The organism is Falsihalocynthiibacter sp. BN13B15 (assembly GCF_041205415.1).
Classification (GTDB): Bacteria; Pseudomonadota; Alphaproteobacteria; order Rhodobacterales; family Rhodobacteraceae; genus Falsihalocynthiibacter; species Falsihalocynthiibacter arcticus.
In genome coordinates, this window is record NZ_JBGFCE010000004.1 from 336,708 (window position 1) to 355,612 (window position 18,905).

At 52.3% G+C, this 18,905-nt stretch carries 18 protein-coding genes; 6 read left to right on the forward strand and 12 right to left on the reverse strand.

Annotation, left to right across the window (positions count from 1 at the left end):
- Nucleotides 1–281 precede the first annotated feature (281 nt).
- The 4 genes from AB9F26_RS09305 to AB9F26_RS09320 all read left to right on the forward strand — a co-directional run bounded on the left by AB9F26_RS09305 (nt 282) and on the right by AB9F26_RS09320 (nt 4,137).
- Nucleotides 282–773 (forward strand): GIY-YIG nuclease family protein, encoded by a 492-nt coding sequence (locus tag AB9F26_RS09305; RefSeq protein WP_369767866.1) that lies wholly within the window; start codon nt 282–284, stop codon nt 771–773.
- Nucleotides 770–898, forward strand: coding sequence for a hypothetical protein (locus AB9F26_RS09310; protein WP_369767867.1), 129 nt, complete (start codon nt 770–772; stop codon nt 896–898). Before AB9F26_RS09305 ends, AB9F26_RS09310 begins: the two co-directional genes overlap by 4 nt.
- 18 nt (nt 899–916) lie before the next feature.
- The gene (locus AB9F26_RS09315; RefSeq protein ID WP_369767868.1) at nt 917–1,366 is read left to right on the forward strand and encodes a hypothetical protein; all 450 of its coding nucleotides are present in this window, start codon (nt 917–919) and stop codon (nt 1,364–1,366) included.
- A 1,631-nt stretch (nt 1,367–2,997) separates the two neighbouring features.
- Entirely contained in the window at nt 2,998–4,137 is a 1,140-nt protein-coding gene (locus tag AB9F26_RS09320) for a glycosyltransferase 61 family protein (RefSeq protein WP_369767869.1), read from the forward strand.
- Here AB9F26_RS09320 and AB9F26_RS09325 read toward each other — a convergent pair.
- From AB9F26_RS09325 to AB9F26_RS09360, 8 genes are all read right to left on the reverse strand, one after another.
- Complete coding sequence (locus AB9F26_RS09325; protein WP_369767870.1) at nt 4,134–5,036, reverse strand: hypothetical protein; 903 nt, start codon at nt 5,034–5,036, stop codon at nt 4,134–4,136. The two genes, AB9F26_RS09320 and AB9F26_RS09325, sit on opposite strands and share 4 nt — an antisense overlap.
- A 47-nt stretch (nt 5,037–5,083) precedes the next feature.
- Complete coding sequence (locus AB9F26_RS09330; protein ID WP_369767871.1) at nt 5,084–6,451, reverse strand: FGGY-family carbohydrate kinase; 1,368 nt, start codon at nt 6,449–6,451, stop codon at nt 5,084–5,086.
- A complete protein-coding gene (locus AB9F26_RS09335) occupies nt 6,448–6,765 on the reverse strand; it encodes an L-rhamnose mutarotase (protein ID WP_335586500.1) in 318 nt (105 codons plus the stop codon). The genes AB9F26_RS09330 and AB9F26_RS09335 overlap by 4 nt, the downstream gene beginning before the upstream one ends.
- Nucleotides 6,762–7,766 (reverse strand): ABC transporter permease, encoded by a 1,005-nt coding sequence (locus tag AB9F26_RS09340; protein ID WP_039004490.1) that lies wholly within the window; start codon nt 7,764–7,766, stop codon nt 6,762–6,764. The genes AB9F26_RS09335 and AB9F26_RS09340 overlap by 4 nt, the downstream gene beginning before the upstream one ends.
- Nucleotides 7,763–8,746 carry an ABC transporter permease gene (locus AB9F26_RS09345; protein ID WP_369767872.1) on the reverse strand — a complete coding sequence of 328 codons (984 nt, stop codon included), beginning with the start codon at nt 8,744–8,746 and terminating at the stop codon, nt 7,763–7,765. The genes AB9F26_RS09340 and AB9F26_RS09345 overlap by 4 nt, the downstream gene beginning before the upstream one ends.
- Nucleotides 8,747–8,750: 4 nt before the next feature.
- Complete coding sequence (locus tag AB9F26_RS09350; protein WP_369767873.1) at nt 8,751–10,286, reverse strand: sugar ABC transporter ATP-binding protein; 1,536 nt, start codon at nt 10,284–10,286, stop codon at nt 8,751–8,753.
- A gap of 84 nt (nt 10,287–10,370) precedes the next feature.
- Nucleotides 10,371–11,366 (reverse strand): rhamnose ABC transporter substrate-binding protein, encoded by a 996-nt coding sequence (gene rhaS, locus AB9F26_RS09355; RefSeq protein WP_335586502.1) that lies wholly within the window; start codon nt 11,364–11,366, stop codon nt 10,371–10,373.
- Between the two features lie 35 nt (nt 11,367–11,401).
- Nucleotides 11,402–12,205 carry a DeoR/GlpR family DNA-binding transcription regulator gene (locus AB9F26_RS09360; RefSeq protein ID WP_335586503.1) on the reverse strand — a complete coding sequence of 268 codons (804 nt, stop codon included), beginning with the start codon at nt 12,203–12,205 and terminating at the stop codon, nt 11,402–11,404.
- A 189-nt stretch (nt 12,206–12,394) separates the two neighbouring features.
- Between AB9F26_RS09360 and AB9F26_RS09365 the strand changes: the two genes are divergently transcribed.
- Complete coding sequence (locus AB9F26_RS09365; protein WP_369767874.1) at nt 12,395–14,497, forward strand: bifunctional rhamnulose-1-phosphate aldolase/short-chain dehydrogenase; 2,103 nt, start codon at nt 12,395–12,397, stop codon at nt 14,495–14,497.
- Nucleotides 14,498–14,509: 12 nt separating this feature from the next.
- Complete coding sequence (rhaI, locus tag AB9F26_RS09370; RefSeq protein WP_369767875.1) at nt 14,510–15,784, forward strand: L-rhamnose catabolism isomerase; 1,275 nt, start codon at nt 14,510–14,512, stop codon at nt 15,782–15,784.
- Between the two features lie 10 nt (nt 15,785–15,794).
- Here the strand turns inward: rhaI and AB9F26_RS09375 are convergent, their stop codons facing one another.
- The 4 genes from AB9F26_RS09375 to AB9F26_RS09390 all read right to left on the reverse strand — a co-directional run bounded on the left by AB9F26_RS09375 (nt 15,795) and on the right by AB9F26_RS09390 (nt 18,844).
- Nucleotides 15,795–16,601 (reverse strand): substrate-binding domain-containing protein, encoded by an 807-nt coding sequence (locus AB9F26_RS09375; RefSeq protein WP_369767876.1) that lies wholly within the window; start codon nt 16,599–16,601, stop codon nt 15,795–15,797.
- Complete coding sequence (locus AB9F26_RS09380; RefSeq protein WP_335586507.1) at nt 16,598–17,314, reverse strand: ATP-binding cassette domain-containing protein; 717 nt, start codon at nt 17,312–17,314, stop codon at nt 16,598–16,600. Before AB9F26_RS09380 ends, AB9F26_RS09375 begins: the two co-directional genes overlap by 4 nt.
- The gene (locus AB9F26_RS09385; protein WP_369758029.1) at nt 17,308–18,012 is read right to left on the reverse strand and encodes an ABC transporter permease; all 705 of its coding nucleotides are present in this window, start codon (nt 18,010–18,012) and stop codon (nt 17,308–17,310) included. The genes AB9F26_RS09380 and AB9F26_RS09385 overlap by 7 nt, the downstream gene beginning before the upstream one ends.
- A gap of 127 nt (nt 18,013–18,139) precedes the next feature.
- Entirely contained in the window at nt 18,140–18,844 is a 705-nt protein-coding gene (locus tag AB9F26_RS09390) for an SDR family oxidoreductase (RefSeq protein ID WP_335586509.1), read from the reverse strand.
- Nucleotides 18,845–18,905 lie beyond the last annotated feature (61 nt).

An 18,905-nucleotide genomic window follows, 5' to 3' on the forward strand; every position in this document is an offset into this window, starting at 1 on the left:
TGCCTCATCGGTCCCGACAAAGTATGATGCAGGACAGCTCACGGGAGTAAAATTTAAGGAACGATCAGGTACGTAACGCAAGACAGACCAGTGCAGCTAAGCATACTCGCAAACATTCTGTGCAAAAGGCCGAACAGTTTCCTTTATTTTGACCAGTTGATGTTGCAGCGCCAGATTTTTCGTCAAAGGGCACTCAATGCTATACACTGTCATTGAACGAAATTCACTTTGGAAAGTCCAAATCAACCTAGTTTCTGAATAGGTAAAAGGAGAATGAACTGATGGCCCGTATCAAAGAGTCCGTCACTGTGATTGACCGCGTTCCACATCTTAAGCTGACCAAAGGTCGTAGTGCCGCCCTTGTTCAAGCATGTAGTATTGCTCTTGAAAGTGGTTATCTGGAAAAAAGGCAGAAGGGGACGATTGGCAGCCTTCGCGAATTGTTCGAAGAAACTGCATCTGGGCACTTCGTCGTGCCTGATCCTTGCTGCTTTGTTTATGTACATTACCGTGACAGTCAGATGGATGTTTGCAAAATCGGCCACACGCGAGATTTGAAAAAGCGTTTGAGCCGCAACACTGACATGACCGAGCCTTTGAAACGCGCAGCAGCTTGGGAAGCTGTTTCAGTTCAAGAAGCGACGAAACAAGAGGATACGGCGCGAAGCCTATTCGATCCTTTTGGGGATGGTGGCACAGAATGGGTGAATGCGCCTGCTCGGGAAGTCGTTGCCCGCTTGGTTGAGATGTGGGGGCCACCAATTCGAGAGTGAACCAAGCGCAACGCTATGTCACGAACGGCGTCGACGCCCAAGTGTCGGCGGTTGAGGAAGGTTTTCAGGCCGCCCGCCGTCTGGCAGGCCGGTGGAACCGACATGCCGGCACATTGAAAATTTGAACAAAGGGGAAGAGAACCATGAGCCATATAGACAAGATCATCGCACAAATTCCCTCAATGGATGTAAACGCGCGAGCAAGGCTTCAACGGAATGCTGAGAACGCGATCCAGAAATCACCTGAAAGCCCTGACGCGCGTAGGGTACTTAATGCACTGGACGCTTTTGAAGCAGATCGTCCGGCAGCCGAAAGGTTCGATATCACCGGCCTTCTTGCTTGGGAAAAATACCAGCGGGGTGCGCCAACTATTGTAAGGGCTTTCTTCAGAGATCAGACCGTTGGACGCATCATCAAGCGCGCCAATCACTCGGGCACTGAGAAGGATGTATATTCGGTCAATATCCTAGGGGAGATGCTTTCGGGTGATTGGCACCACATCTCAGATGCACGTGCCGCCGGAGAAGCGGCTTTTGCCAAGAGAAGGAAGGACGAGGAAGCGCGAAGCGTAATGCCATCCAAGCTTGGGTAGCGTATGGGTTACAAAGGGGCGTGTGGTTGAGTATGGCGGAACGTGGGCGTAGGTGGCAGCTTGCCGTGCAGGAATCCAACTAAGCCAAAGAGTTGATGTGGTACAGCGTGGGTATATGTGGCGTCTGGTGGCGATCTTCGGACCAAATCATAATCCGCGTGCCGGGGGTTCAAGTCCCTCCTCCGCTACCAATACTTCAATAGTTTACCAAATAAAACCACCACCTTAATAGAAATGCGAATTGGCTTTGAACCCGCATTGTATCCAATAATGTGATTCATTTTTTCTTAAGCCACCCTGAGACAAACCTAATGATCTGAATTAAGGTCAAATCCTACATTGTAGAGGAGATTTTCCAGCGCGCTTACTTGACCGTTTGGAATTAGGGAAACACTACCTACGAATTGGCAATTGAAACGAATACTCCAAAAAAGATGACTGATCATTTGTGCATTCGTCCTGCTCCCACATTGGACTTAGGCAAATTGAAAGAAGGCCTGCTCTGTAAACGAAGTGGTTATCGAGTGGCAAAATATCAGAGGCCGGATTCGGAACTGCTTTCACTTGTACGCCATTTCTAAACACCATCAGGGCCGTTCTTCGCCATCACAAAATTGCTTCGCGGGCGACACTAACTACACTTAATTCATAGCAACATGAACGTCATCCAAAGAGCCATCTGAACCAAATTGTACGCCCATGGAAATGCCGTAAGCGCTCCACCATCCACTAAGCTGTTTTTGAAAAAAACTTTTCCGAGCGGTGAAACCTCTTTGTATAAAGACATCGTCGCGTTCAACGAATGGCCAATCCGGGGATGTCCGTCGTCAGTTTTTTTTGGAACCAAGAGCTACCTAAACTAAGAGGGAATTCGGCTCATCTGGTTGGTCTCATTATCCGGCGCGCTAGCGGTGATGCAAGCGCCGCGCTTCGAGCGATTTACGCTTGATCCTTTTACTTTGTTGTAGAATGTGTTTTTCGCGTCGGAAGTAGCCGTCGGCGGGTTAGACTTTGTTCAGACTCTCACCCCTCTCTAGTGATGCATGCGCCACCAGCTGGTCAAGGAGGATCGCTAGCGCGCGACAAAGGTTTCGATTTGAGCTTTGAGATCGCCGGGCAGGAAGTGATGCTCTAGCAGAATGCTATTCTTCAGATCTGATGCATCAGCACCCAATAATCACCACGCCCATCACTGATCCGCTGTGCAGTAATTCCGTAAGGAAACTTTGCGTTGACGCCCTCAGCGACCCAAGTGAAACGGACATACTGAGAGGGTACAGAAGTGTTGGACGGATGTCAGTCTGATAGCGTGAACAAGATTGACCCCAAAGCAAGAACGGGGAGCTTACATCGAGGATTTGCAAAAAAAAGATGGCGGCCGCATTCGCAACTAAACGGGAAAATCCCCTGGGCATTTCAACGAAGCGCGGCCTAACATGCGAGGGGAGACGGGATCCTTTGCACGACGAATCCAACCTTATTAATGGCTAGACGGGCGGTGCGTTGTAGGAACATGTGGCGCTTGCGTCACAGCTTTTGCACTGGCATAAAGAAGCCAATCGAACGAGACAAGTTTTCTGCTTGTTAAGAACAATCTCAGTTCCAATACCCTGACGAAGGGCACGTTATATATGACGACGACTGCAATCACCGGAGAGCCGTTTATAACGACGACACCCCCCGAAATCTCGGGGCCTCATTCGGGGTTTTACTTGTCCGGTGATGACATCAACCGGAACCATCGTCGTTTTGGATTGTACGATAAACAGCTTAACGCGCTTCCCAATAGTGACGTTATTTCAGCGCAACTCATGACCACATCTCAAGCCCAAGTCGATGTTCCTACAGACGTGAAAACGATATCTGATCCGGTCCTATTTGCTGGCCTTATTACCGAACAATTTGGTCATATTTTACTTAATTCGATAGGGCGACTTTGGGCCCTTAGTAATTTGCCTGAAAATACCAGGATTGTTTTTCTCCCCAAAAGGAAATCCAATCGAAAACTCTACCCACATATCCAACCTATCTTGGACGCCTTTGGCATAAAAAACGAATTTATCATCTCAAAGGGCCCCTTTTTCTTCGAGGAGATCTATACATCTGCGGATTTGTTTGGAGAGCGGTTTAGCGGGTATGGCACGAAACACTTCTTTGAATGGATCGATCAAAAGTTTCCGACAAAAGGGCCTGTGATCAAGGGTCGAAAAATCTATGTAACCCGCTCTAATTTCGGCCCGAAATACGGACGCTTTGCTTGTGAAGAGCACCTTGAAAAACTACTCCAAGCACAGGGGTATGAAGTTTTTGCACCTGAACAACACAGCATAACTAAGCAGGTACAAACCTTTCAAAGTGCAGAGAAATTAATCTTTGCAGAATCTTCGTCGCTGCATTTGTACTCGCTGATATGCAGAAGGTTTCAACAGGTTGCGATCATCAACAGACGCGAGAAATTACCTGATTTGATAAGCAACCAACTTTACTCCCGCCCCGGCCCTAGAATCTCGATCATCAACTCCATATCGGATATTTATTGGCCCCCAATCCGGTCTGACCATTTGTCTGTGTCCCTGTTGGATTTTAACACGCTTCACGAAAGACTGGTGGCAGAAGCCCTCATTGATCCGAAAATCGCATGGGCTTCCCCCTCACAGGAGGAACAGGAGCGATCGTTACGTGCCGGAGTTTTACCGGACCAAAAAATGCTAAACGCTGACGAACGTTCCGAGTTTCTTGCAGAAATTCGACGAAATCGAAAAAAAGCTTAGGGCGATACAAATTCTGGTTTGGCGACCGAATCTACAGAAAGTCGCACCTTATCAAATATCCCGTACCCGCCGTCGACAAAGCTTTCACATGGTGTGTATGAGAAGGTTTCATTGAATTTGGAGACGCCATATTCTTCCAGAGTAAGATCCTGCCACTCCGAAACGATTTCATCATATTTTGAATGCAATACTTTGGATTCTGGGTTCAGATTATGCACAAAAACGAGGCCGGTTGGTTTGCATCCCAGCACGGTAATTTTGAGGTCAGGTCTATGCTTTTTGAGGATCGGAATAAGTTTCCAAACATCCCCAGTCCATGCATCTCGTGGTGCATTCTCGACATCTCTCGTTGTCATTTCAAATGAGAACGGACAGCAATCATGAAGTGCAATAACGCCACCCGGCAATGAGTTTTTTTCTGTGTTCATGAAATCCCGCAGGAGAAATTCCATCAAATGCATCCCGTCGAGAAAACTAAAACTTAGCTTCACGCCAATGGATTCCAATAGTCCGCTAGCAAAAAAATCGTCACTTTTTTTCTGAAGCAGGAGCAGGGCCGGTTTTTCTGAAATTACATCATTTTTTATTCTAAAAAATGGGTCAACGGCGATCGTTTTGCCCCGTACCGCGGCAAAACTTCGACCAGTTCGACACCCGACCTCCATGTACCATTCAAATGTCATGCTTTGATGCAGACGAGCCAAAAAGCGCGTATAGGGTACGTCGGTCGAAATATTGAACATGTATATTCCTAGATTTGAAGGAAAGGGCGTTGTCGCCCCTTTTACCGCAAGTGCACCTTCACTTCCACTGACTTTAAGTGTTGTATTTCCAGTATCTTTTCCGGACTTGAAGAGATCATCCCAAAGGATGGATATCGATGATAAAGACGTAGCCACCGACTGTGATGTGTTGGCCTAGATTTTCTGATCTTGATCGACAGTGTTCAGGTCAAACGCTGCCATGCTTGCGCGTATGCTGTGAGGCTATCCACTTGTTTTGACGCCGCGACTACATCCGGCGAAGGTATCGCACTTGAGGATCCACACAAAAGCGCGGCCCCGAAGCTCGTGCCTGTTGCTGAAAGACTTCGAAAGATCGGGCGACCCGTCGCAGCCCCCAGCATGTCGAGGAAATACGCGTTTCGCGCGAAGGGGCCCTCAACGATGGTTGGCCCTTTGGCCCCCGTGAGGTCAAGGCAGGTTTGCGTCATGAGGGCTAGATAATAGGACAATGCAATCGCCCGCACCCCTGAACCTTCGGCGGGTTCACCGCCATGCCACTGCATTTCGTGCCCTTGATATGGCCCGCTTTCGTTTTCGACGGACGGCAGCAACTTGATTCCGCCTGACAACACGGCTTGCTCGTCGCTTTCGGACGCCTCGAAGGGGTGCCCGTTCTGAATTCGCTCAAATTCTCGCCCCCCCATGAAGCGCGCAGAAGGCACCATATCTCCGAGAGCATTCACATTGATCAGGGTGTCGCGGCTGGGATCATTGGCAAAACTCCCCCCACCGACGGACATCGCAATCACCCATGTGCCCGTTGAAACAACCGAAAATGGAGTCTTTTGCGTTAGTAAATGCGGATACAAAGAAGCATTTGAATCGTGAATGCCACAGACCACGGGGGTGCTGGCTGGTAGGCCGGTGACCATAGAGATTTCAGGCAAGAGCGTGCCCAGGATATCGTTGGATTTATGCACAGGTGCGATTTTTTGTTCTATACCAAGTCGCTGTGCAAGGTCAGAAAACTGGGATTTATGGGGGTTCCATAGGTCCGTATGGCAACCGATGGACGTCGCATCGTTCGCCACGACACCAGTAAGCCGATGTCCCCAATATTGTGGATACCCAACGATATGCGCCGTACGCGCGTTTAAATCTAGGTCCTGAGAAAACTGATAAAGGAGTTGCGCGCCAACGTTCAGCCCGTGAGCCAAGCGCGGCGATCCAGTTTGCGAGAAGGGGGGGCGCAAGGCATCATACCGCGCCGAAATTTCCGCGGGGATCGGATGTTCGTAATCAAGAATGGGTGCTGCCAAGGCGCCCTGAGCATCGAGCAATGCGGCACACGCCCCGTGGGTTGTGACCGAAATCGCGCCCACACCGTGTTCACGATGAAACGACTTGAGCGCGGCCAGCAGGAATTCCCAATGCCCTTCGGTATCAAAATGCGCCCAAGGCGGCCCCGCCAGAACGGTATTGGGGCGGGTGACAACAGCAATTTCTTTTAGGGTCGAAAGATCAACAAGCGCCAGTTTCGCGTTGGTCTTGCCAATATCGATAACGGCTATGTGGCGCGGTTTCGTCATTGCATGTGAAACAACATTGGGAGGGGCGTGGCAACTGGTGCGCCGCCCTGCTCTGTCTCCATTATATCCGCCATATGCGCCCACCATTTTTGCATCACGGGATGGTCCGCAAGCGCGCCCATTCCATGCCCGTCGGAGCGAAGGAGTATTCCAATCAACAGGTTGGTTTCCGCATCAAAATGGATGCTATAGTCGCTCACCCCTGCCTCGTGCAAAAGCGCGACAAGCTCGGGCCAAATGGCATCGTGGCGGCGCTGATACTCGTTCGCCATTCCCACGTTTAGACGCATCCGAAAAACATACCGTTCGCTCATCGTTTCTTCGCCCTTGCGGCCATAGTCCATAGCCGCGGCAATGCAATTACACCGATCAGAAGCAGGCCGATGAATATCGACATGACGATGCCTGGCACATTCAACAGGCCCAGCCCAAAGGTGACAAGCCCCATGACGAAAGCCGCGATAACAACACCGGGAATGGAGCCAGACCCACCAAGGATATTGACACCGCCAAGAACAACCATGGTGACCACCTCAAGCTCCATCCCCTGCGCGATACTTGGGCGGGTAGACCCAAGGCGGGACGTGAGGCAAATCGCGGCCACGCCCGACATCAATCCCGTAAGCAGGAACAGGATGAACTTCACCCGTTGCACGCGAATGCCGCTAAAGAGTGCGCCAGTGGGATTGTTACCAATGGCATAAACCGAGCGACCAAAGCTGGTTTTATGCAGCAACACGCCATAGATCACCGCAATGATAACGAAGAAAAGCATCTCGACCGTGAAGACCCAATAAATATAGCCCTGCCCAAACCATGCGAAGCTTGTTGGGTAGCCCCGAAAGGCGTCGTCGCCCAAAATAATATAGCTGATCCCGCGAAACAGGCTCATAGTGCCGATGGTCACAACAATCGACGGGAGGCCTAAAACGGTAACAAAAACCGCGTTGAACGCCCCGCACAAAAGCCCGACCGTCAAGCCAATCGCCACCAGTTCAGGCGTTCCAGCCCCGTGTTGAACCGCCAAGCCCATTGCCGTACTTGCAAGGGCAATGATGGAGGCCACCGAAAGATCAATCTCCCCTGCGATAATCAACAGGGCCATTGCAAAAGCGATCATCGCCTTTTCGGTGAAATTGAACGTTGCATCGCTCAGGTTCCAAGCGTTTAGAAAATAGGGCGAGGTAAAGCTGTTGACCACAAAAATGGCTACTGCAACGGCAAGCAGGAGGCTTTCCCAACTCCGGAACGTGCGAAAAGCGCGGCTGTTCAGGCGGTCGGGGATATTGCGCAGGGGCGCTAACGTATCACTCATGTGGATTTCTCCGCTGATTTGAGGATGATGCGGCCTTTGGTGCGGCCCGCACTGGCGTTGAAGGCCACGGCGATCAGGATGGCGCTACCGGAAATGGCCAACTGCCAGAACGGAGAGATATTGACGACAGGAAGCGCGTTTTTCACGACCCCCAAAAAGAGGGCTCCCAAAACGGCACCGCCGACCGAGCCAATCCCACCCGCAATCGAAATGCCGCCGATCACGCAAGCGGCCACAACTTCGAGTTCAAACCCACCGGCGATATCCACATAGGCCACGGCATAACGCGCCACCCAAAGATACCCAGTGAGGCCAGCCAGTGCGCCGGAGATCACAAAGGCAAAGAACTGTGTTTTGCCGACATTGATGCCCGTGTAAACCGCCGCATGGGGGTTGCCGCCAACGGCATAGATAGACCGCCCTAAAGGTGTGCGCGCCATCATTACGGCAAAGATTACGACCGTCAAAATCGCTGCCCACGACAAGATCGGTAGTCCAAGGAATTCAGCGCGGGGAAAGCCGGTAAAGGTGGCGCTCATCTCGTGGGAGTTGACCCATTTTCCATCTGAGATCAAAAAAATTGTACCGCGAAAGATCGTCATTGTGCCAAGGGTCACAACGATCGGAGGAATCGAAAGTTTCCAAACCAAAATACCGTTGATCGCCCCCATGAGCGCGCCAAGAAAAATAGCTAACGCGATGATAACGGGAATGGGTAAATCGGGAAACGCCACGTTGATCATCGCCACAGCCATACCAGTAAGCGCAAGATTTGCCGCGACAGAGAGGTCAATGCAACGGGTCAAGATAACGACCATTTGGCCCAAGGCCAGTATAATCAACGGGGCGGTGTCATTGAAGACATTGGCAAGATTCGCAGGGGCGACAAAGCCACTAAATCGCGATGCGGCCAAGATAAGCAAGAGGCCAATGGCACCCGCTAGGATAGTTTCGCGCACGGGAATTTTACGAGATAGCATAGCCCTATGCCTCCTGATTTTGGGGTGCCGTAGAGATGCCAGCGGCATGACGTACGAGGGTTTCAGGGCGCAAATCATCACCAGAAAGTTCCGTCGCAATCAGCCCGTCACGCATTACGATCACACGGTCGGACATGCCAATCACTTCTGGGATTTCGGAACTGACCAAAATAACGGAAAGTCCCTGCGAGGCCAATTCCGCCATGAATTCATGCACCGCCGCTTTTGACCCGATGTCGATACCTTTGGTGGGTTCATCAAGGATGATGACCTGTGGCTGAGTGGCGAGCCATTTCGCAATGACCACCTTTTGTTGGTTCCCGCCAGAAAGATTGCCCACGTCCTGATCCAGTGAGGCCGCCCGCAGATCGAGCCGTTCTGCATATTCACGCGCAAGTTTGAATTCTTCGGCGAGTTGCAAAAAGCCATTTCGTGAGGTGCGTTTGAGCGAAGGCAACGTGATGTTTTGGAAAATCGGCAGGCCGATCACCGCGCCCTGTTTGCCGCGATCTTCGGGCACGTAAACGATCCCGTTGGCGACCGCATCCGCAGGCGAGCAGATGACGCGAATTTTGCCATTGATTTTGCACACACCCTTAGTGGGCTTGGTGATGCCAAAAAGCGACTGCATAAACTCCGAGCGCCCTGCCCCCACAAGCCCGTAGAACCCAAGAATTTCGCCACGCTTGAGGGAGAAACCGATATCGTCAAATTCCGTTGGATGCGCATATCCGACCACCTGCAAAACTTCCTCGCCGATATCGTGTTTGCGGTCAGGAAAAATCTGTTCCACAGGGCGACCAACCATCATTTTGACCAGCGCGTTTTCGTCGATGTCAGAGATCAGTCCGTCGCCTACAAACGTCCCGTCGCGAAATACGGTGTAGCGGTCGGCAATGCGGAAAATTTCATCGAATTTGTGGCTGATAAACAGGATCGCTTTGCCTTGGGATTTGAGCGTTTCAACCAGCTCATACAACTCCTCAATCTCTTTATGAGAGAGGGCCGCTGTAGGTTCGTCCATAATCACAACACGCGCGTCAACAGAAAGAGCGCGGGCAATCGCAACGAGGTGTTTGCTCGCAATTCCGAGGTCGCGGAGCTGTGCATTGGTGCTGAAAGGTGCGCCGATTTCGTCGAGGAGTATTTGCGCCGCACGTTGCATTTCGGCCTTGTCGATTAGGCCAAATTTTGTGCGCGGTGCGTGGCCGATGAAGATGTTTTCAGCCACCGACAACTCATCAAACAATACAGTTTCTTGGTGGATCGCCGTAATGCCAGCGTCGGACGCCGCATTTGGGCTGCTGAAGGTAATCGGTTCGCCGTTGATGCGGATTGTGCCGCCATCCGGTTGGTAAATGCCTGTCAGAATCTTGACGGTCGTGGACTTCCCAGCGCCGTTTTCCCCAACAAGAGCCGTCACTTGACCCGGATAAAGATCAAGGGTGACCTGATCCAATGCTTTCACGCCCGGAAAGGTTTTGGTGATGGCATCCATTGAGACAACGGGCGTATTGGCTGGTGCTGCACGCTCTGTCATGTCGGCACTCTTTCGGAAATGAAGGGGGTTTTTGAAAGGGTCTGGCGCAGGACACCCGCACCAGACCAGATTATGCAAGCAATCTTAGAAGATCGACTTGAAGGCTTCGATGTTGCTGGCGTCGTAAACAAACGGATCAGCCATCGCGCCTTCGTTGGCGTCATCAAGTGTCAAATTGCCCATGCGGCCCATGGGGATTTCCGCGCCGGGAGCAGCGACAACGCCATTTTGGCTCAACTCATAGGCCAACATTGTTGCGGAATAGCCCAGATCGATTGGGTTCCAAATCGCGAAGGATTGCGACGCGCCGCTTTCGATGGCTCCGGCCATTTCCGACGGCAAGCCAAGGCCGGTTACGTTCACTTGGCCAACTTTTCCTGCGTCAACCACAGCTTGTGCGGCTGCAACGATGCCAACAGATGTTGGCGCAATGATTGCGTCGAGGTCAGGATAGGATTGCATAAGGCCTGTGGCCTCGCGGTAGGATTTATCAGCAAGGTCATCGCCGTAAACCGTAGCAACAACTTCGATGCCCGTATAGTCGCCCATAACTTTGTTCATCTCTTCCATCCAGATATTTTGGTTGGTCGATGTTGTCGTAGCCGAAAGCAGTGCAACTTCACCGCCATCAGGCAAGTGATCTGCAGCTAGCTTGATGATCATATTGCCGATCAAAGGGTTCGAGGATGGGTTGAGGTGCAATTGACGCCCCTCTGCTGCCACGCCGGAATCCCAGCTGATGACGGTGATTCCACGGTCCATGGCGCGCTTTAATGCAGGCACAAGGGCGTCGGTATCATTCGCGGAGATTGCAATCGCGTCGACATTCTGCGCGATCAACGCATTAATGACCTCAATTTGGCCTTCGGCTGTTGTGTCTGTTGGGCCCGTATAGATGATCTCGACATTGCCAAGCTCGTCGGCGGCCTCTTGAGCGCCTTCTGCGGCAGCTTCGAAAAAGCCGATACCGAGCGCCTTGACGACCAGTGCGATTCGAACATTTTCCGCAGCCATTACGGGGCTTGCGAACATTGCTGAGACAATAACCGCCGAAGCAGCTAGTTTCTTAAGTACACTCATGGTTTCCTCCCTTAAGAGTGGTTAAATTGGGCAAGCTATGAAGCCACCCCTTCTTTTTGCGCCGTCCCCGAGGGCACGACGATTAGTGTCACATCCGCCGCCTCCAACATCGCCGCCGTGCGGTCGTCGATGCCGTCGTCTGTGATGAGAGTATCGATCCGTTTCAGCGGGCAAAGCACAAGGCTGGAACGGTTTGCGAATTTGGAACTATCGACCAGAACGATCAATTCGTCCGCCTGTCCGATCAGTTTTTGTTCAGCTTGGATAAGCAAGGGGTCTTGCTCCATCAAACCGAGTGGGCCGATGCCCTGCGCCCCCATAAACATACGGCGCGCATAAAAATTACGTGTCACGTCGTTGTCAAAAGGCGACAAAACGATATTTTGCTCACGGTAGATTATTCCCCCCGAAAGCATCACCGTATTGCGCGAATTCTTTAGCAAATGTTCCGCAATGGAGAAGGAGTTAGTAAAGACCTGCATCCGCCGTGACGCTAACGGATGCACCATCTGAAACGTGGTTGTTCCCCCGTTAATGATGATCGGCTCTCCGTCTTCGCAAAGGTCCACCGCCGCTGCCGCGATTGCTTGTTTGGCCGCGTTGTTCATCGTTTCATTCACGGAATAGGGGCGACCGGAAAGGCCCACAAAGGGAGCCGCCGTTAGAGCTTCGGCCCCGCCCCGTACACGGCGCAAACGCTTTTGTTCATCGAGTGTATTGATGTCCCGACGCACGGTTGCCTCAGAGGCTCCCGTCAAGGCGCACAGATCAACAACGGTCAGCAATGACCGATCTTGAACGGCGGATAGGATAACGCGGTGACGGTCTTTCTCGTGCATACTTCTTCCCCTTTGGGTTGCTCTAACGTTCGGCGAGTCGCGACTAATTGTCAATCATTAATTATCATAATCAATCATTCTGCACTGCAGCATGATTGATTATGACTGAAAGTGATTGACCTAAGTGCTTCTTCCCGTCAGATTACCCTCAGTTAATCAACTCTTTTCCTGTCGTCCATGGAGACAACAATGACCAAAAGCACCGACCTTCAACGCCTTGAAAACAAATGGGATGCGGAGCGTTCCGCAAAGATGACCGAGCCAGAAAAACTGCTCTATCGCTCCAATCTTTTGGGGTCGGACAAACGAATCACCAATTACGGTGGCGGCAATACTTCCGCGAAAGTTATGCAAAAAGATCCGCTCACAGGCGATATGGCCGAGGTGCTTTGGGTCAAGGGCTCTGGGGGCGATGTTGGCTCAATCAAGATGGATGGGTTTTCGACCCTCTATATGGAAAAGCTGAATGCATTGCGTGGTATCTATCGCGGCGTGGAGTTTGAGGATGAAATGGTCGGCCTCCTACCCCATTGCACGTTCAACCTGAACCCGCGCGCGGCCAGCATCGACACACCGTTGCATGCGTATGTCCCAGCTAAACACGTCGATCACATGCACCCCGATGCAATCATCGCGATTGCCGCGGCCAAAGACAGCAAAGCACTGACACAGAAGGTTTTTGGGGATAGCATCGGCTGGTTGCCATGGAAAAAACCTGGGTATGAATTGGGCCTTTGGCTCTCGGATTTCTGCGCCAAAAACCCTGACGCAAAGGGCGTGATTCTAGAGAGTCACGGGCTGTTCACATGGGCGGATGACGCTCGGGATTGCTACGATCTAACTCTTGAGATCATTCAAGCCGCGATGGATTGGTTCGCCAAGGAAACCGCGGGCAAGGCAGCCTTTGGGGGCGAAAAACACCGGAGCCTCAAGGCGGATCAACGCCGCGCAACAGCGGCGCGTTTGATGCCAGCCATTCGCGGCATGGTATCGGGCCAGCAGCATATGGTCGGCCATTTCACCGATAATGATGCGGTTTTGGAATTTGTAAACGCCATCGATATGGAGCGTTTGGCCGCCCTTGGAACCTCCTGCCCCGACCATTTCTTGCGCACAAAAATCTGCCCGCTTGTGGTCAACTTTGATCCAGCAAATCCCGATATCAACAGAACATTGGCTGGCTTGGAAGCTGCCGTGACAGAATACCGCGAGGGTTACAAAGCCTATTACGAACGGTGCAAACACGACAACAGCCCTGATCTGCGCGATCCAAATGCCGTGGTCTATCTTGTGCCCGGCGTTGGCATGATCACCTTCGCCAAAGACAAAGCAACGGCGCGGATTTCTGGCGAATTCTACGTCAATGCAATCAACGTAATGCGCGGCGCGGACGCGGTTTCTGAGTACCAAGGCCTACCCGAGCAAGAGGCCTTCGACATCGAGTATTGGCTGCTCGAAGAAGCCAAACTACAACGCATGCCTACACCGAAATCGCTGGCAGGACGGGTCGCCCTTGTAACGGGTGGCGCGGGGGGCATCGGATCAGCCACGGCGGAGCGGTATTTGCGCGAAGGCGCTTGCGTGATGCTGGCGGATATCGACGACGCAGCCTTAGCGGAAACCGCCGAGATCCTCACAGAGCGATACTCAAAAGATGTCGTGCGCACGGTCAATATGAACGTGACCGACGAGGCCGCAGTGATTGACGCCTATTCCACGATTACGGCAGAATTTGGCGGCGTGGATATTCTGGTGTCAAACGCGGGAATCGCAAGTTCGGCCCCAATTGAGGAAACCACGCTCGAGCTTTGGAACAAGAACATGTCGATCCTTTCGACGGGGTATTTCCTTGTGAGCCGTGAAGCGTTCAACGTGTTCAACGTGCAGAAAATGGGGGGCGCGATTGTCTTTGTCGCCTCCAAGAACGGCTTGGCCGCTTCGCCCAATGCCTCGGCCTATTGCACCGCCAAAGCGTCCGAAATTCACCTCGCCCGCTGCTTGGCACTGGAAGGCGCGCCAAGCGGCATTCGAGTAAATGTTGTCAATCCAGACGCGGTTCTGAAAGGGTCCAAAATCTGGCAAGGCGATTGGCTCGATCAACGCGCAGACACTTACGGCACCGACAAAAGCGGGCTTGAGGAAATGTATCGCGAGCGTTCCATGCTCAAACGCTCAGTATTGCCTGAGGATATCGCCGAAGCCGCGTATTTCCTTGCCTCCGACCTTTCGTCCAAATCGACGGGCAATATCATCAATGTGGATGCTGGCAATGTCCAAGCCTTCACCCGCTAAAGGAGCAAATTTATGATCAAATCTGATATCATCGCCCAAGCAAACGATGCTGCAAACGAAAAACTCAAGGCAGATTACGACGCCCTTGGCGAAGCCCTTGATCGGCGCGGAATTGTCATCGCAGCGATCAAATCCAAGGTTGCGAAATACGGCGTGGCCGTCCCGAGCTGGGGCGTTGGCACCGGCGGCACTCGCTTTGCGCGCTTTCCTGGAACGGGCGAGCCACGCGATATTTTCGACAAGCTTGATGATTGTGGCGTCATCCACCAACTTACCCGCGCCACCCCTTCTGTCTCGCTGCATTTCCCGTGGGATGCGCAGCCTGCGGCGGACCTCAATAGCAAGGCTGAGGAAGTTGGCCTGACGTTTGACGCAATGAATTCCAACACCTTTCAGGATCAGGAAAACCAAGAGCATAGCTATAAGTTTGGTTCGCTTTCGCACACCGATGCTGCCACCCGTCAACAAGCCGTTGACCATAACATCGCCTGTATCGCCTTGGGACGTGAAATCGGGTCCAAAGCCCTGACGATCTGGGTTGGCGATGGTTCAAACTTCCCCGGCCAGACGAATTTCACCCGTCAATTTGAGCGCTACCTTGAGGCCACACGTCAGGTCTATAACGCGCTGCCCGAAGACTGGACCTTGCTGACCGAGCATAAAATGTACGAACCCGCGTTTTACTCGACGGTGGTACAGGATTGGGGCACGAACCTTTTGATCGCGCAACAGATGGGCGACAAAGCAAAATGCCTCGTTGATCTTGGCCACCACGCGCCGAACGTGAACATCGAAATGATTGTCGCGCGGTTGACGCAATTTGACAAACTTGGCGGCTTTCACTTCAACGACAGCAAATACGGCGATGACGATCTCGATACGGGAAGCATTGATCCTTACCGTTTGTTCCTTGTGTTCAACGAGTTGGTCGAAGCGGAAAACAATCCCGACTTCAACCCGATGCATATGCTCGATCAAAGCCATAATGTGACGGACCCAATTGAAAGCCTTATGGTTTCTGCCACCGAAGTTCAGCGCGCCTATGCGCAGGCGCTCTTGGTGGATCGGGCGGCGCTTGAGGGCTTCCAAGAAAGCAATGACGCGCTGATGGCAACCACAACTCTTAAGCATGGTTTCCGCACCGACGTAGAGCCAATTCTTGCAATGGCCCGTCTTGAAGCCGGAGGCGCAATCGATCCCGTTGCCGCCTACCGCGCCTCAAACTACCGCGCGCAAGTCTCGGCAATACGTCCACAAGTGAGTGGTGCAGGAGGCGGTATCGTCTAGAGAGAAGCGATCACATTGGGGAGGCATTGAAGGTAAACAATGTCTCGCCATTGATGGTGTAGCCATCGATCAACATTTTTGCATGCCCCCCCGTGAGCCACCCTTCCAATGTTTCCACCATGTCGGATTTAACGTGCGGATGCAATTCGGGGTTCACAGGGATATAGGCGTATTGATTGAATAAAGCGGGGTCGCCCGCGAACAGAAGTTCAAGATCCGCTTTGTTGCCAAAATTCAACCAGCTCGCGCGATCTGACATAACATAGGCGTCCATTCCCGCCGCAGTATTTAGCGTGGCCCCCATGCCAGACCCAAGCTCGCGGTACCAATCGCCGCCAGCCTTTAGGTCGACACCCGCACTCTCCCACAGGGATTGTTCCTTTTTATGGGTACCACTGTCGTCGCCTCGGCTCACAAAAATGTCCTCAGATGTCGCAATATTTTCGAGAACTGAGGTTGCGTCTTTTGCTTCTGCAATTTTGGCAGGGTCTGCCTTGGGACCAATAAAAACGAAGTCGTTGTACATGATTTCGCGGCGGTGTGTGCCATAGCCTTGCTCAAGGAATTTCTCCTCGGCACTGCGGGAGTGCACAAGGATCGCATCCACGTCTCCCGCCTCGGCCAAACGCAAGGCTTGCCCTGTTCCAACCACGAGTAATTCTACGTCAAAGCCAAGGTCTTCTTTGATCGCTGGCAGCAAAATATCGGACAGGCCGGAGTTGTGAAATGACGTCGTAACAGCCATCTTCATGCTGTCTGAAAATGCGGCGCTGGTTGTCAGTAAGAGGACAAGTCCCGAAGAAACGATGGGTTTCATTCTACAATATCTCCGTTTAAAAACATTTTGGTTTCAGTGTGTTTTGGTGTCGCATAAAACTGCGCGGCTGGGCCTGTTTCGTGAATCCGCCCCGACAACATGAATACAACATCCGTTGCTAGACGGCGTGACTGTCCCAAGTCATGGGTCGCCATCAGAATACGCGTGCCGGATGCGGCCGTGTCCAGAAGGATTTTTTCAATTTCGCGTGTCGCATGCCCATCTAGGCTGGCACAGGGTTCATCCAAAAAGAGCACTTCTGGACGCCGAATAAGCGCACGGGCAAGGGCCAGCTTTTGTTTTTCCCCGCCAGATAGGCGCGGCGCCTGTTGATCCAGTTTCGCGAGTAATCCAATGCGCGAGGCCCATTCTCGTGCGCGCTCCTTGGCCTCCGTTTTCGGAGTTTTGCACAGATCGAGAGGATACATAAGATTCTGCTCAACACTGCGACGCAGCATGATCGGGCTTTGGAAGACGAAGGACTGGGAATTTTCAGCGATCTCCACAGGTTGCGCCCAATTCACGCTCCCCTGTGATACGCGCTCAACGCCATGCATCAAGCGCAAAAACGTCGTTTTTCCAGCGCCATTTGGCCCCAATACTATCGTGATCCCATGGCCAGAAACTTCATGTGTCACGGGACCAATGAGGCGTTTTCCCTTACGCGAAACCACGGCCTCGTTAAGGTTTAACGGTAAAATAGACGTCACCATCGCCCCTCCCTTTCGGTGCGGGTCAGCCCGTGGATGGCAAGGTTTACCACCACAGCCAATCCGATCAAAACAAATCCAAGCCCCATTGCGAGCGCAAAATCGCCTTTCCCCGTTTCCAAAGCAATTGCCGTCGTGAGAACCCGCGTGACGTGGTCGATATTCCCGCCAACAATGATGATCGCACCGACTTCGCCAATGGCACGCCCAAATCCGGCAAGAGAGGCCGTCAACAAGGCGCGCCGGCCATCCCACAAAAGTGTCGCTATGCGCTGGCGTGGGGATGTGTTCATCGAGATCAGAAGATCGTGATATTCCGCCCAGAGTTCGCGCATGCTTTGATGCGCAATGGAGGCAATAAGGGGCGCGATGATAATCACTTGGGCGATGATCATCACCGTGGGCGTAAAGAGCAATCCGAGCACCCCAAGCGGCCCCGAACGTGAGAACAGCAAGTAGACAAACAGGCCGACCACGACGGGCGGGAGCCCCATAAGCGCGTTCAACATTGCGATCGCCGTGCGCCGCAATCGAAACCGACGAATTGCAAGCCACGTGCCAAAAGGCAAGGCAATAAGGGAGGCAATAAGCGTCGCGCTAAGCGAAACTTGAAGCGAGCGCAGAGTGATATCGACTAGGTCTTTGTCAAAGGTGATGAGCAAAAGCAAAGCCGCCTTCAACCCTTCAAAAATCTCCGTCATGCGTCACTACAACCTTACTACTCCCCAAAATACTGGGGGTTTTTCAACGTTGTCGCCCATTCAATGACAGTTTCAAAGCGATATCCACCCTTGGGCAGGAAAATTATCCGCCCAAAGGGAATTTTCTTTAGACTGAACGTGTGAGCCCACCATCAATCCGGAAATTTTGTCCAGTCGTATAGGCAGAGTCGTCGGACGCAAGATAGGCGATGAGGGCCGAGACTTCCTTGACCGAACCATAGCGACCCATTGGGATGCGCGCGCGGCGATCTTGGGTTTCGGGAAGGCTGTCGATGAAGCCTGGAAGTACATTATTCATCCGAACCTGATCGCCCGCATATTTGTCGGAAAATAACTTGGTGAAGGCCGCGAGGCCCGCACGAAAAACCCCAGAGGTCGGGAAAAGCGGATCGGGTTCGAACGCCGCGTAGGTTGAGATATTAATGATTGAGCCAGTTTTCTGGGACTGCATGATCGGCGTCACAAGACGTGTTGGACGGATCACATTCATCAAATACGCCTCCATCCCGAGGTGCCATTCATCGTCGCTGATATCCAAAATAGGTCCCTTTGGGCCGTGCCCCGCGGAATTAATGAGCACATCGATGCGGTCCCATTTAGCCATCGCTTGATCCACTAAGGATTGAAGCGCATCGCCGTCAAGATTGGAGCCTGTGACACCGACTCCGCCGAGTTCATTCGCCAAGGCTTCGCCTTTTCCCGAGGAGGACAGGATGCCGACGTGAAATCCCTGTTGGGACAAATGGCGCGCGGCGCCTGCTCCGATGCCGCTGCCGCCTGCTGTGATCAAGGCTACTTTTGAGTGTGTCATGGGGTAAGTCCTATTTGTTGGTTTGGACCGAGTATCGCGCGAGAAACACCCCTTGACCAAT